This is a genomic window from Providencia sp. PROV080, assembly GCF_033688105.1.
In the GTDB taxonomy this organism is placed as follows: Bacteria; Pseudomonadota; Gammaproteobacteria; order Enterobacterales; family Enterobacteriaceae; genus Providencia; species Providencia zhejiangensis.
In genome coordinates this window covers 1,629,984-1,642,439 of record NZ_CP096346.1, presented here as the reverse complement: position 1 = coordinate 1,642,439, position 12,456 = coordinate 1,629,984, and the positions used below count along the sequence as shown (strand labels likewise).

Below are 12,456 nucleotides of genomic sequence, written 5' to 3'. Positions count from 1 at the left end.
AACTTTTTTGCTCTCCTATGGTCTTAGAGTCAATACGGAAGGTTTTAAATTGTATCAATGTCGATTATCATTGATGTTCTGACTCCAAAAGGAATGAGATATCCATGCGTTATAAACTGTTAACTGCTGCTGCACTATCACTCGCATTAATGTCCACGGGCTGTTCAATGATGGAACGTTTGGTCTATCATCCTGACATTAACCAAGGTAATTACCTGACAGCGAAAGATGTTGCTAAGATCCAAAAAGGAATGACTCAGCAACAGGTCGCTTATACTTTGGGCACACCAATGTTAACCGACCCGTTTGGTACTCAAACTTGGTACTATGTTTTCCGCCAAGAGCTTGGTCATGACCCTGTTAAGCAAGAAACGCTGACCTTAACTTTTGATCGCAACGGTATCCTTACTGAGATCAAAAATGAGAAAAATCTTGCAGAGCAAGAAGCGATGGAAGCCAAAGAAATTGAAAGTTCACCATCTGAACCAGCTTCCGCTGAGCCAGCACCTGCTACTCGCCCAGCAGAGCCCAGTATGCTGACTACTGAGCAACCAGCTCCTGCTAAAAAAATGCTAAGTCAGTAATTGACTAATAAATAATAGCTAGCTTACATCGGCTGGCTATTTTTTACTCAATTTGTAATAGCTACCTGCCATCAATAAATACAGGTAGTTATTACAATTTTAACCAGCCTCACCTCGATCAAATCATTTTGATAATATTCTCGAGTGAAGGTGATGTTATCTCACTCTTCAATGACTCATTCTAAGGTTGTTCTAACGGTACAACCGTTCATCATATGCCTACCTTGAACATGACCATTTTCATCTAAGATAGCTAAATGTAACATCGTATCTAAGATGCCGAACAGAGAAACAACTTTATACTTACCGATGTATGGACAGGGTCTGACTGAACATTTAGCGCTAGCGCTTCACAGTCCTTCATATTACAGAGAATATAAATTGTTCTATAAAGCGCCTTAACTACTTTATCTTTCAACATTTTATAACGATATTTAGGTGTCCAAACTCGATGATATGTGCAGTGCCAATACCATGTGATGAACTGTGTATAAAACCCGTGTGATTTCCTTTGTACTTGTGGTGAATAAGAGGATGTTTTCTGACATGGGGTTTCTTTCAGACTATAGCCTCACAGGCTCAATCATCACCTTAGCTGGTGGTTTACAGCGGATAATAAAAAACCGAGAGAACTCTCGGTTTAATAGAAGGAACAAAAAACAGTCACTATTTTTTGTTATCTTTCGATTTTTCAGCTCTTTTACGGCGTAACTCTTTAGGGTCAGCAATCAGTGGCCGATAAATTTCAACACGGTCCCCGTCTTTCAATGTATCGCTTAGCTTTACCGGGCGACTATAGATACCAACTTTATTTTTTTTCAGGTCAATATCTGCTCGTAGTGCAAGAATACCTGAAGCAATAATCGCATCTTCAACCGTTGCCCCTTCAGCGACATTGACCGACAGTAGATATTGCTTCTCAGGTAAAGCATAAGTGACTTCAACGTTTAACTCAGACACTATAAACATCCTTTGCTCTGAGCGTGAATGCCTGAACCATGTTATTCGCTAATTCTTTAAAGATTTTGCCAAAAGCAAGTTCAATCAGCTTATTCGTAAACTCAAAATCAAGGTGAAATTCAATCTTACACGCATCCGAGCTTAACGGTATAAAACGCCATCCCCCTGTTAGCTTTCGAAAAGGCCCTTCAACCAATTGCATGTGGATACCTTTGTTATCCTCTAACACATTTTTGGTTATGAACGTTTTACTAATACCTGCTTTTGAAACCTCTACAGAGGCCGTCATCTCATCATCACTATGACTAATCACCCGACTACCAACACATCCAGGCAAAAAACTTGGATATGCAATAACATCATTAACAAGTTTATACATTTGTTCTGCGCTAAATGGCACTAACGCAGAGCGACTAATCTGTGGCATATCAATTCCTATCCCCAAAAACTGCACATATAATACCACTATTGATTGGTTAAACAAAAAACAAAACGCCTTAAGCACAATAATTGCACAATCGGCACATTTTTAAACGTAGAAAGATTTATTTAACTTCAGCTTACAGTATAATGAACAAACTATGACAAAGAAAAAAGCTTATAAACCTGGTTCGGCAACTATTGCCTTGAACAAACGTGCTCGCCACGAATATTCTATCGAAGAAGAGTTCGAGGCTGGCCTGTCCTTACAAGGTTGGGAAGTAAAATCACTACGTGCTGGCAAAGCTAACATTGGTGATAGCTATGTCTTACTCAGAGATGGTGAAGCTTATTTATTTGGTGCAAATATCACACCACTGAATGTAGCATCATCTCACGTTGTCTGTGATCCGACACGTAGCAGGAAGTTGTTACTAAACCAACGAGAATTAGACACCCTTTATGGTCGTGTTAACCGTGAAGGCTATACGGTCATCGCCCTTTCCCTTTATTGGAAAAATGCTTGGTGCAAAGTCAAAATTGGCGTAGCAAAAGGTAAAAAGGCGCATGACAAACGTTCTGATATTAAAGAACGTGAGTGGCAGTTAGATAAAGCACGTATAATGAAACATTCTAATCGCTAAGTTCTAGCTTTTTAGAGTATTTTTCTGTTATACTGCGTTCAACAACTTGGGGCTGATTCTGGATTCGACGGGATTTGCGAAACCCAAGGTGCATGCCGAGGGGCGGTTGGCCTCGATAAAAGCCGCAAAAAAATAGTCGCAAACGACGAAAACTACGCACTAGCAGCTTAATAACCTGCATAGAGCCCTCTCTCCCTAGCCTCCGCTCTTAGGACGGGGATCAAGAGAGGTCAAACCTAAAAGAGATCGCGTGGATGCCTTGCCTGGGGTTGAAGCGTTAAATTTAATCAGGATAGTTTGTTAGTGGCGTGTCTGTCCGCAGCTGGCAAATGAATTTAAAGACTAGACTAAGCATGTAGTACCGAGGATGTAGAAATTTCGGACGCGGGTTCAACTCCCGCCAGCTCCACCAAATTATCTTCTAAGGACGTCCAAAGAAGACTGAAAAGCCCGCTAACTCAATGGTTGCGGGCTTTTTTATGTCCTACGCAGTCTGATGTCACCTAATTAAATCCAATCATCTTAGGCACCTTGATAGGCACCTCGCAAACCTTTATCGTTTTTGAGATGCCTAAAAACAATAAAACATCAAAATTGGCAAGACAAACCAACCCCTTATCAGTTAAAGAGATCAATGCTTGTTTATGTAGCTCAGCGACTCACCATATCTCTCCCTGCGAAAGCCGCTGACGTTCGTTGGGATGAAATCAACTTTGAAACCAAAGAATGAAAGATACCTGCTGCTAGAATGAAGATGAAACGAAAACACACTGTTCCGCTATCTGCCAGAAGCGGAAGTGGCTAACGCATATATGTACCTACGCCAACGTGGGATTATATAGGCGTAGTTCAGCCCGATTTTTTTGCATTGGTATAAATATCAGGCCTAGTGATGGCCCATGCATAATTTTCGCGATTTACTGGCTCGTAGCCAAACTTTTCATAAAGCCAAGGAGCTGTAGTTGTGAACAACATGACCCTGCGAAGCTGCTCAAAAACAGGATGGTTATGTATGCATTCCATTATCCATCTTCCAAGCCCTTCCCCTTGGAATTCTTCAAGAACATAAACGTCGCAAAGGTAAGCAAACGTAGCATAATCTGTTATCAAACGAGCGAAACCTATCTGAGTTTCATTATAATAAACACCAAAGTTCAGGCTGTTTTCAATTGATGCACAGACAGTAGTCAGGTCAATACCTTTAGCCCAGGTGGATCTGGTCAGATAGCGATGGATATTTTGAACATCCAATTTTTCCCTATCTGTACTTACAAGATAGTCATGCTTACGCCATTCAAGTTTCTCAAAAACACTCATATTTCCCCCTGACTGTAAGGATGAGAGTCTAACTTATCATTAGAAATATCATTAAATCGTTAGAATTGCTTCGGGATAACTAGTTACTACCTAGATATCAATGATGCATTGCCTCCACTCTATGCTCACCGCAAATCTTTGCAACAATTAATCGCTAATTCAGTTCATGCCAAGAATGGACATAATTAGTTATATCAGCATGAATCAGGTTACCGAGTACTGAGGACAAGATTAGCTGCAAAATATAAAAACAAGCCTCCAGTTGCTCTGTCCATGGCTTTAACAACAGCATTTTTCTTCAGTATAGTCGATGCAAAGTGAGTGGATAGAATGAGTGTAACTGACCACATTGTCCCAATGACCACATGGATGCTGACAAGAATAAATGTCCATATCAAAGGGGAATGTCCGATTGGTATAAACAGGGGTAAAAAAGAGACATAGAAAATCCCCATTTTTGGATTAAGCAAATTTCCTAGTATCCCTTTGACAAACCAATTTCCATATAAGGATGAGTTATCATCAGTATGACAGAAAAACGATCAGGGTCGCATTAATAGTAAACATATCATCGCCATAATGCTTAGCACTGTAGCTACATTTGTCTAAATTTTATTAGCCACTTTAAAATAACTTAGGTTTCTTGCATTCATATATCTTTTTTTCTTCTGTTGGGAAAGTTATCACAATTCCACTTAATAGCATTAAATCCCGTTTCGTCGATAGCGAGGATCGTGAAATGAAAAGCGATTGACATGTTCAATCATATACTATTGTAGGGGGGCACATCATCGCGGATCTGTAGGTTGACTGCTTTCAGAATGTAGTAAATTACACCTAAGGATGTTGTTACTGTTTTTCTAAGAGACCATAATTATGAGAAATCTTCTAAAAATAATTCTGAAAGTATACATGAATATCAATAATGTCCGCTCTTCGCTCAAAGCCGTTTTTGTACCTTACATTAGGGTAATTCCATGCAAAGAGTGGGCCTTGCGGCCATATGAAAACACATCTTTATATGATAAATATTACTACGAAAGAGCTGTAATAAAGGTTTAATAGGAGGAGAGTAAAAAATACTTTTCACAATAAGGTTTACCGACGATCCAACCGCATTCAATATTAGAAAGCAATATTTAAATCATCACATTGAGTGGTTGAAACAGAAACGAGAAGTGGTTAAGGCTGCTGGCTCATTACGAGAAAAGCATAATGACCAACCTATAGGGGCACTATGGATAGTTGAGGCAGAAAGTGAAGAGGAGGCCTTATCAATATTTTCTGATGACCCGTTTTGGGTAAATGGATTGAGAGCATCTGTTGAAATTTTATCTTGGCGTTTGGCTTCAGACGATATGATTGCATAATATTGTCCGCAATTTGCTCAAACCAGACCCTTGAGCACTGTTTGAGGGCACTTTAGTACCAAAAGCAGACATCATTCATCATTTATGGGTTAAGCCTTAGTGTATCGCCACGTAAGTTAAAAAATTCCGTTAGGTTATAAGTATTTTTCCATAAACATCGCAAATTAATAATGAAGATTCGAAAGATTTATCTGTAAAAAAGCGATAAACATGACGATAGCACCATATTACATTCATCTTAAATACTGTGAGAAAAAGTGCCCCACCTCAGTGAAATGAGTTATTGTTTCGGATGCATTTGGATCCATATGGTACTGAGCATGAGACATTCCTTCAAATATCATTAAATTTGCATCAACGCCTGCTTGACGTAATTTTAAGTGCATACGAACGGTATTACTTAAAAATAAATCTCGCGTGCCTGAGGTTAATAATGTGGGAGGAAATCCTGTAACGTCACTATAAACAGGTGAAAGCATTGGGCCTTTTAAATCATGTCCATTCGCATAAAGCTTTGCTGCATCACCTAACCAGCCATCATAGCTGACTAAAACATTATCGACGCCTTCATTCGTAAAATAGCTATCCCCAGTTTTTGTTAAATCAGACCAAGGTGTGCCGGGGGCTATAGCAGCAGGTAAAGGTAACCCAGCCGTCTTAATCCTTAACATAAGGGCTAGCGTCATACCTCCGCCCGCCGAGGTGCCAAACACACCAATTTTATTTGCTGGTACACTTTTTAATAATGTTTGATAAGCATCAAAAGCATCATCTAGCGCGGCTGGATAAGGATGTTCTGGTGGCATTCGGTAATCAACCACAATGACTCGATACCCTGCGATCCCCGACATATAAGTTGCTTCTAATGTCCCTGCTTCTCCCGCCCCAAGAACATAACCTCCCCCATGAAGATTGAGTAACACGCGGTCTTGATTTTCTTTTTTCATCCGTTTAGGAGTGAGAATAAAAATAGACACGTTACCGAGTTTATTAGCTTCTAATGAAACTTCTAATTGTTGGCGTAACGCGGGTAATGTTGTTTCAATTGCAGTATCAAAATCTTGAACCCATTGATTCCACTCTTGTGCATTTTTAGGATGAACGTCCCACGAAGATGCAGGTTTGGCAATCAAAGACTGCATCTGTGTACTGACCGTATTTGGAATAGGAAACTGACGAGTTTCGCTCGAAGAAAAAGCAAAGAAAGTCATCATAAAATTGACCAATAAAGCAAACAGTATTTTTCTCAATGCATTTACCTCAATTGTGATTTAATGACTAAACAGGCTACAACTTATAAGTTCTGCTGAAAGAAAACAGTGAGTTTATCGAAAGGGATCTTTCTTGGATTATCATATAAATCAACATGATCAGCATTTGGAATAATCAAGAGTTCTTTAGGTTCTGAAGCTACTTTGTACACATCTTCAGAGTAATAACGAGAATGTGCATTTTCTCCTGCAATCAGCAAAATTGGTCTTGGTGATATCATTTCAATATTGGTATGCATTGGAAAATTAAAAAAAGATATAGGCGTTGTTGCTGTCCACGCGGTTGTTGAGTTAATTGAACGAGGATGAAAACCTCGAGAAGTACGGTAATAATCAAAAAATGCGGCTAATACAGGTGGCGCATTCTCTGGCAAAGTCTCCGGTAAAACACGTTGCCCTTCGATAATATTGCCATCTTCATCGAATGGCACCTCATGGTAACCTAAAGCATAGTGTCCATTTTTTGCATCTTTCCAGCGCTGCTGGCTAAGATAATCAATCACTTTATGTTGTTCTTCAATAGTGTAACTATCTTGATACCCACGGCTAATACTGCGAGACATATCGTACATTGATGCCGTCGCTACGGCTTTAATACGTGAATCGCTACTCGCTGCGGTTAAAGCCATACCACTTAATCCACAAATAGCTAGCACCCCAATACGGCTACGGTCAACATTTGGCTGTAGACCTAAAAAATCAACAGCAGCACTAAAGTCTTCCGTATTGATATCCGCAGACGCAACATTTCGAGGCTCGCCCCCACTTTCGCCAGTAAAAGAGGGATCAAACGCGAGAGTAATAAAACCACGTTCCGCTAATGTCTGTGCATACAACCCTGAAGACTGTTCTTTTACTGCGCCAAATGGACCACTCAATACAATCGCAGCGGATAACCCACTGGTATCTTTAGGTTGATATAAATCTCCGACTAAGGCTAAACCATAACGATTTTTGAATGTGACTTTTTTATGTTCAACTTTATCACTTTTTACAAAGGTTTTATCCCATCGCTCACTGAAACTTGTATTTGGTTGTGCTAATACTGGCGCTGTAATTATGGATGCCATACTTGCAACAGCAATACTTGCCCCCGTCAATTTCAATAAATCTCTACGTTCATGATTCATAATGTGCATCCTCTTTTAGTCATTTCTTTGGATAAGCTCTATCACGGCTTGTTTTGGTGATGTAAATTCCAGATATTCCAGTCCTTGAGTTATTTTTCCTAATTTAAATAACCCTGATGAGTAACTAAATGGTTGATAAAAAATAGCGATATTCCCCCAAGGGGCATAATAAGTCATGTCCCCCACTTCTGGCACGATCCCACTGGATGTATTACCGGTCAGTAACTTTCGGGGAAGATAAGTGATTTTTTCTGTGGATGAGTAATCTGCCAATTCAACGGTGAGCGGTAATAAACGGATAAAATCACGCGCTATTTCTGAATCTTCTAGCTCTGCCTTAATTATTTGCGTATCAAGACGGATTTCAATTAAGTACACTTGAGGCTCTATTGATAAATTACGCGCCAATAATGGCTGGTTAATACTGCCAAATACCAACAGAAAATAAAAAGTTAATGAGGTAAACCTATTTTTAAATAATAGATTCAACATATTATTTTTTCCTTTCGGCCTTTGCTGTGCATTGAACAAGTATTGCTGCAACGATAAGAAATAACGCACTGATTGCAAAAGTACTTTCATAGCCCATCGAATCAAAGAATATGCCTCCTACCGAAGCACCACAGGCAATAGAAAGTTGGATTACTGCAACCATCAATCCGCCTCCAGCCTCTGCGTTATTGGTAAATACTCGAGGTACCCAGCTCCACCAGCCAACAGGTGCCGCAGTTGCAATAAAGCCCCAAATACTCAGCAATACAATGACAACAAAAATGGAGTAACTAAAGAAAATAAGTGATACTGCAATACTGGCCATCAGTAATGGAATGACCATCAATGTTTGATAGAACCCTATTTTTAATACACGATTAATCAGTAGAGTTCCGATAAATCCCGTAATACCAATAAGTAACAAAATAAATGTCACCATTGAGATATCGACTTTTACCACAGTCTCAAGAAAAGGACGTACATAGGTAAATAGAGTAAATTGCCCCATAAAAAATAGACCGATAGCAAACATACCGAGTATGACGACACGGTATTTCAAAAAGCTAAAAATCCCGAAAATCTGAGGTGTATTTTTATGATTACTAGAATCAGTTGGCATTGAGGGTAAACTCCCCCATAACCACACCATCGTTGCCACGGCTATAGGGACTAAACTTAAAAAAGCACCTCGCCACCCAATAGTTGATCCTAAATAAGCTCCTAAAGGTGCAGCAATAACGGTTGCTAGCGCATTACCGCTATTGAAAATAGCCAGTGCTTTAGGCACTTGCTCTATTGGTACAAGACGCATTGCTGTCGCAGCTGACATAGACCAAAAGCCACCTACGACAATACCTATTAGCGCACGGCCTGCCATATAAATATAATAATTGGAGGCTAAAGCAATCAATGCGCCTGAGACTCCCATTAAGAACGTAAGCCCCAGTAATAAAGCTTTACGATTTAAATGACGAGTAAGTGCAGAAATAAATAAGCTCGTTATGACAGCAAATATTCCAGAGATAGTAATGCCTTGTCCCGCCATTCCTTCTGTCACCTGAAAATCAAGCGCTAACGGCGTTAACAAACTCACAGGCATAAATTCTGAAGCTATCAAAACAAAAACACATAGCGTCATGGCAAAAACTGCACTCCAGTTCGCTCTTTCGGGAAAGTTTCGCTCTTGTAAAATGGCATCATCCATCGATTATATTCACCTATGCACCTACGATATTTAATGGACATCATCATGGCATACAGGTAATAATTTAATTAGTGGGTATAATCTTTATGAACTTGTGAGAAAAATTCATTAATGATGAAAGGTAAAATGAATGACTTGCACGCTTTTCTGATCGTTGCTCAAGAGCAAAGTTTTACAAAAGCGGCTGCAAGACTTGGTGTGACGCCTTCGGCCTTAAGCCATACAATACGACTTTTGGAAGAGCGTTTAGGGATTCGACTTCTCGCAAGAACAACCCGAAATGTTTCAGTGACAGAGGCTGGCGCACAACTGATGAATGCCATTCGTCCTCTATTTGAACAGATTGATATTGAACTTAATGCATTAAGTGAGTTAAGAGACAGCCCCAGAGGGACTATTCGCTTAAGTTGTACCGATGACCAAATAGAAATTTATATTCGACCAATATTGAATAATTTTTTACAAAAATACCCTGATATCACAATAGAAATATATGTGGATTATGGATTTACAAATATTGTGGAAGAACGTTTCGATGCAGGAATTCGAATTGGTGATGATATCAATAAAGACATGATAGCCGTTCGCATTGGGCCAGATTGGCGCTTAATTGCAGTCGCTTCCCCAGATTATTTTAAACAGCACCCTAAGCCATTATTGCCTAAAGATTTATCGAAACATCAATGCATCAATATTCGCCATCGTGCTGCGGGTGCTATTTATGCGTGGGAATTTAAACAAGATGGCCATACAACGAGTATAAAAGTGGATGGGCAACTGGTTTTTAATAGTACATTACACCAGTTAAATGCAGCGCTGGACGGAATGGGGATAGCCTATATTCCTGAACACTTAGCAGAGCCTTATATTACCAAGGGTAAGTTACAGGCTGTATTAATCGATTATAGTCCTTGCTTTGAAGGTTTTCACCTGTATTACCCAAACCGTCGGCAGTCCTCACCCGCTTTTATGGCTTTTGTAGAAGCAATAAGGTATCGATTCAAGGAGCATCACAAGTAAAGATCAATATAATCACTCTATATATTTTTCATACTATAGAGTTAAACTTACTATATAAGTAATACGTCCGCAATTCGCTCTCAGCGGATCTCTGGTTCAATGAGCTTACCCACTTTGTGAAGCGAACATAGCTAATGTCATTTCAGACAGTTGTTACCTAACATAAAGTTAAATTTTTGATTTGTTTACAGTAGCGAGTCATTATGTAAGACCTAGGTAGAGTTAAGCTGTATCGAAGATTACTATACGTAGCTCAATTAACACAAATGGAGGAAAATAATGTCTACCGAAATTTTATTTCCAATTAAAAAGCTTCCTCAATTTGAAGATATCCTCAATAGTATCATCGATGGATTTAATGACTTTTCTTTGTCTACAAAACAATTAACGATAGGGATATCCGCGAAAAAAGGAGTAAACTTAGTTGATAAGTTTATCTATATACATGACCACCAGTATGATTATTTTTGTTGGGTAAGCTTTAATTTTATTGAAGAAAATCTACGTGATATAGAAGATATAGAGTACCCATACATGGGAAGTGTCTCTACAAGAGGTGAGGCTAACTTAAAATTTTCAGCTTTAATTTTATATATAATATCTAGCTCATTGAATTCAAGAATAATTTATGATGATGCTTATTTAATTCAAACTAAAGAGTCTTATCCATCTTGTGAATTAAAACTATTTGTTGAGCGTTACATTCAAGATCTTTATTCCATTACTTAATGGGAGGATCTCTATTCCACACTGAAATCTAAATTAACGATCTTACAAGCTCTCAGCCAACCGGATAATCAACTGTCCGGCTTAACGAGTAAGGGGATAGTGGCTTCTCACCTCAAACCTTAGTTCTTTTAGCCACTGACCACGTAAAACGAGTTGTGGTATGCCGTTGTGTTTACCTCGGTTGGGACATAACCCCTCTTGTATATTTTGAGGTTTTGCCATTTCTTATTTAGCTACCTCATTTTTTTACACTCTCCCTCTTGCTCCTCTCTTAACTTTCAAATTTCAAGGTATCGGTCTATTTACACGTTCTTTTTATCTCCATACTCGAAAAACGCTATCAGCCTAACCCGTGCCATCAACACGCAAGGGGATCAAGCAAAATCGAGATGCACAGTAATTACCAATCGATAAATAAACAAATGGGTATCAATGCAGCCAAAGGAGATTTTGATATCACAGTGAGTCATCATACCCAGCTCGATGGCATAATAATGAGTAGTACGGTAGAAGCTGAATGACATCGATGTTGGTTTAATTCACCTAAAAAATCGTTACAAAAACATTATGAGAAGCCTAGAAGAGAAGTCGAAATGGATGTGCAACGTAGATATAAAAACATTTCCTCAGAGAGCTATTTAGGCCAATACCTTAAAACTCTAACTCAGACTCCATCGGCAATAAAAACGAAATAGGCATTTTTCAAAAATACGAGTCATTTATTTTCTTTTAAATCCATTTGGGTAGACTATTGCCATCAAAAATAATGGAGCACCACACAATGCCTCTACAAGCTGATTTTATACCACTAACAAAAGAAATGATTGAGGAATGCGCTAGACTCTATTGCAAGACCTATAGCTCAGCACCTTGGTTTGAACATTGGCCATCGCATCAGCCCATTATCGAATTTATTACCCATCATTTAGGTAATAATTACTTTATGGGCTTTGTTATTCAAATAGATAAACGCATTGTGGGTGCCTGCCTTGGCTTTAAAAAACCGTGGAATCAGGGAGTAGAATATTATATTGATGAACTCTTTATTCATCCTGATTTTCAAGGAAAAGGTCTTGGAAGTGCTTTTATGCAACACATTGAACAACAATGCGTTCAGCATAATCTTAATGCTATTATCCTAAATACAGAAAAAGGCTTTCCTGCCGAGAATTATTATCAACGCAATGGCTTTACGATACACAATAATTTGATTATCTTATCCAAACACACCACTGACAGTCATGATAGTGTCGAATAATGTCATCATTATTTTACTACCACCTAGCCTGTTATTTAACTTTTTAGCTATGTGAGA

Annotated in this window: 13 protein-coding genes, 1 other RNA gene and 4 pseudogenes; 8 read left to right on the top strand and 10 right to left on the bottom strand. The window is 38.9% G+C overall.

Annotated elements, in window-relative coordinates:
* Window positions 1–104: 104 nt before the first annotated feature.
* On the top strand, window positions 105–584 hold the full coding sequence (gene bamE / locus M1F03_RS07090) for an outer membrane protein assembly factor BamE (RefSeq protein WP_251463888.1): 480 nt from the start codon (window positions 105–107) through the stop codon (window positions 582–584).
* A gap of 179 nt (window positions 585–763) precedes the next feature.
* Here bamE and M1F03_RS20025 read toward each other — a convergent pair.
* The 4 genes and pseudogenes from M1F03_RS20025 to M1F03_RS07075 form a co-directional block, all read right to left on the bottom strand.
* A pseudogene (locus M1F03_RS20025) lies at window positions 764–892 on the bottom strand (DUF296 domain-containing protein); the annotation flags it as partial.
* A pseudogene (locus M1F03_RS07085) lies at window positions 883–1,112 on the bottom strand (transposase); the annotation flags it as partial. The pseudogenes M1F03_RS20025 and M1F03_RS07085, both read right to left, overlap by 10 nt.
* Window positions 1,113–1,250: 138 nt before the next feature.
* Window positions 1,251–1,544 (bottom strand): RnfH family protein, encoded by a 294-nt coding sequence (locus M1F03_RS07080; RefSeq protein WP_163861004.1) that lies wholly within the window; start codon window positions 1,542–1,544, stop codon window positions 1,251–1,253.
* Window positions 1,537–1,971: a type II toxin-antitoxin system RatA family toxin gene (locus M1F03_RS07075; RefSeq protein WP_154624286.1), complete on the bottom strand. Its 435-nt coding sequence runs from the start codon at window positions 1,969–1,971 to the stop codon at window positions 1,537–1,539. The genes M1F03_RS07080 and M1F03_RS07075 overlap by 8 nt, the downstream gene beginning before the upstream one ends.
* A gap of 154 nt (window positions 1,972–2,125) precedes the next feature.
* On the opposite strand from M1F03_RS07075, the gene smpB reads away from it, so the two are divergent.
* The 3 genes and pseudogenes from smpB to M1F03_RS07060 form a co-directional block, all read left to right on the top strand.
* Window positions 2,126–2,608 carry an SsrA-binding protein SmpB gene (smpB, locus tag M1F03_RS07070; RefSeq protein ID WP_154624285.1) on the top strand — a complete coding sequence of 161 codons (483 nt, stop codon included), beginning with the start codon at window positions 2,126–2,128 and terminating at the stop codon, window positions 2,606–2,608.
* Between the two features lie 48 nt (window positions 2,609–2,656).
* Window positions 2,657–3,020, top strand: a transfer-messenger RNA (tmRNA) gene (gene ssrA / locus M1F03_RS07065).
* Between the two features lie 240 nt (window positions 3,021–3,260).
* Window positions 3,261–3,335, top strand: a pseudogene (locus M1F03_RS07060) (integrase); the annotation flags it as partial.
* 122 nt (window positions 3,336–3,457) lie between these two features.
* On the opposite strand, the gene M1F03_RS07055 reads toward M1F03_RS07060, so the two are convergent.
* Window positions 3,458–3,925: a GNAT family N-acetyltransferase gene (locus tag M1F03_RS07055; RefSeq protein ID WP_247047968.1), complete on the bottom strand. Its 468-nt coding sequence runs from the start codon at window positions 3,923–3,925 to the stop codon at window positions 3,458–3,460.
* A 209-nt stretch (window positions 3,926–4,134) separates the two neighbouring features.
* Window positions 4,135–4,428, bottom strand: a pseudogene (locus M1F03_RS07050) (LysE family translocator); the annotation flags it as partial.
* Window positions 4,429–5,004: 576 nt separating this feature from the next.
* On the opposite strand from M1F03_RS07050, the gene M1F03_RS07045 reads away from it, so the two are divergent.
* Complete coding sequence (locus tag M1F03_RS07045) at window positions 5,005–5,295, top strand: YciI family protein (RefSeq protein ID WP_318840132.1); 291 nt, start codon at window positions 5,005–5,007, stop codon at window positions 5,293–5,295.
* Window positions 5,296–5,528: 233 nt separating this feature from the next.
* On the opposite strand, the gene M1F03_RS07040 is transcribed toward M1F03_RS07045, so the two are convergent.
* The 4 genes from M1F03_RS07040 to M1F03_RS07025 are packed head-to-tail and all read right to left on the bottom strand — an operon-like array spanning window position 5,529 to window position 9,392.
* Window positions 5,529–6,545 carry an alpha/beta hydrolase gene (locus M1F03_RS07040; protein ID WP_251463886.1) on the bottom strand — a complete coding sequence of 339 codons (1,017 nt, stop codon included), beginning with the start codon at window positions 6,543–6,545 and terminating at the stop codon, window positions 5,529–5,531.
* Between the two features lie 44 nt (window positions 6,546–6,589).
* The gene (locus M1F03_RS07035) at window positions 6,590–7,705 is read right to left on the bottom strand and encodes an alpha/beta hydrolase (protein ID WP_375097487.1); all 1,116 of its coding nucleotides are present in this window, start codon (window positions 7,703–7,705) and stop codon (window positions 6,590–6,592) included.
* A gap of 6 nt (window positions 7,706–7,711) precedes the next feature.
* Window positions 7,712–8,188 carry a cyclophilin-like fold protein gene (locus M1F03_RS07030; RefSeq protein WP_251463884.1) on the bottom strand — a complete coding sequence of 159 codons (477 nt, stop codon included), beginning with the start codon at window positions 8,186–8,188 and terminating at the stop codon, window positions 7,712–7,714.
* 1 nt (window position 8,189) lies between these two features.
* Window positions 8,190–9,392, bottom strand: coding sequence for an MFS transporter (locus tag M1F03_RS07025; RefSeq protein ID WP_251463882.1), 1,203 nt, complete (start codon window positions 9,390–9,392; stop codon window positions 8,190–8,192).
* Between the two features lie 111 nt (window positions 9,393–9,503).
* On the opposite strand from M1F03_RS07025, the gene M1F03_RS07020 reads away from it, so the two are divergent.
* The 3 genes from M1F03_RS07020 to M1F03_RS07010 all read left to right on the top strand — a co-directional run bounded on the left by M1F03_RS07020 (window position 9,504) and on the right by M1F03_RS07010 (window position 12,399).
* Window positions 9,504–10,412 (top strand): LysR family transcriptional regulator, encoded by a 909-nt coding sequence (locus M1F03_RS07020; RefSeq protein WP_251463880.1) that lies wholly within the window; start codon window positions 9,504–9,506, stop codon window positions 10,410–10,412.
* A 279-nt stretch (window positions 10,413–10,691) separates the two neighbouring features.
* Window positions 10,692–11,141 (top strand): hypothetical protein, encoded by a 450-nt coding sequence (locus tag M1F03_RS07015; RefSeq protein ID WP_154635750.1) that lies wholly within the window; start codon window positions 10,692–10,694, stop codon window positions 11,139–11,141.
* 781 nt (window positions 11,142–11,922) lie between these two features.
* A complete protein-coding gene (locus M1F03_RS07010; RefSeq protein WP_196713347.1) occupies window positions 11,923–12,399 on the top strand; it encodes a GNAT family N-acetyltransferase in 477 nt (158 codons plus the stop codon).
* Window positions 12,400–12,456 lie beyond the last annotated feature (57 nt).

Coding starts and splice junctions, on each gene's coding strand:
- bamE (WP_251463888.1), top strand. CDS start 105: ATGCGTTATAAACTGTTAACTGCTGCTGCACTATCACTCGCATTAATG.
- M1F03_RS07075 (WP_154624286.1), bottom strand. CDS start 1,971: ATGCCACAGATTAGTCGCTCTGCGTTAGTGCCATTTAGCGCAGAACAA.
- smpB (WP_154624285.1), top strand. CDS start 2,126: ATGACAAAGAAAAAAGCTTATAAACCTGGTTCGGCAACTATTGCCTTG.
- M1F03_RS07055 (WP_247047968.1), bottom strand. CDS start 3,925: ATGAGTGTTTTTGAGAAACTTGAATGGCGTAAGCATGACTATCTTGTA.
- M1F03_RS07035 (WP_375097487.1), bottom strand. CDS start 7,705: ATGCACATTATGAATCATGAACGTAGAGATTTATTGAAATTGACGGGG.
- M1F03_RS07030 (WP_251463884.1), bottom strand. CDS start 8,188: ATGTTGAATCTATTATTTAAAAATAGGTTTACCTCATTAACTTTTTAT.
- M1F03_RS07025 (WP_251463882.1), bottom strand. CDS start 9,392: ATGGATGATGCCATTTTACAAGAGCGAAACTTTCCCGAAAGAGCGAAC.
- M1F03_RS07020 (WP_251463880.1), top strand. CDS start 9,504: ATGATGAAAGGTAAAATGAATGACTTGCACGCTTTTCTGATCGTTGCT.
- M1F03_RS07015 (WP_154635750.1), top strand. CDS start 10,692: ATGTCTACCGAAATTTTATTTCCAATTAAAAAGCTTCCTCAATTTGAA.
- M1F03_RS07010 (WP_196713347.1), top strand. CDS start 11,923: ATGCCTCTACAAGCTGATTTTATACCACTAACAAAAGAAATGATTGAG.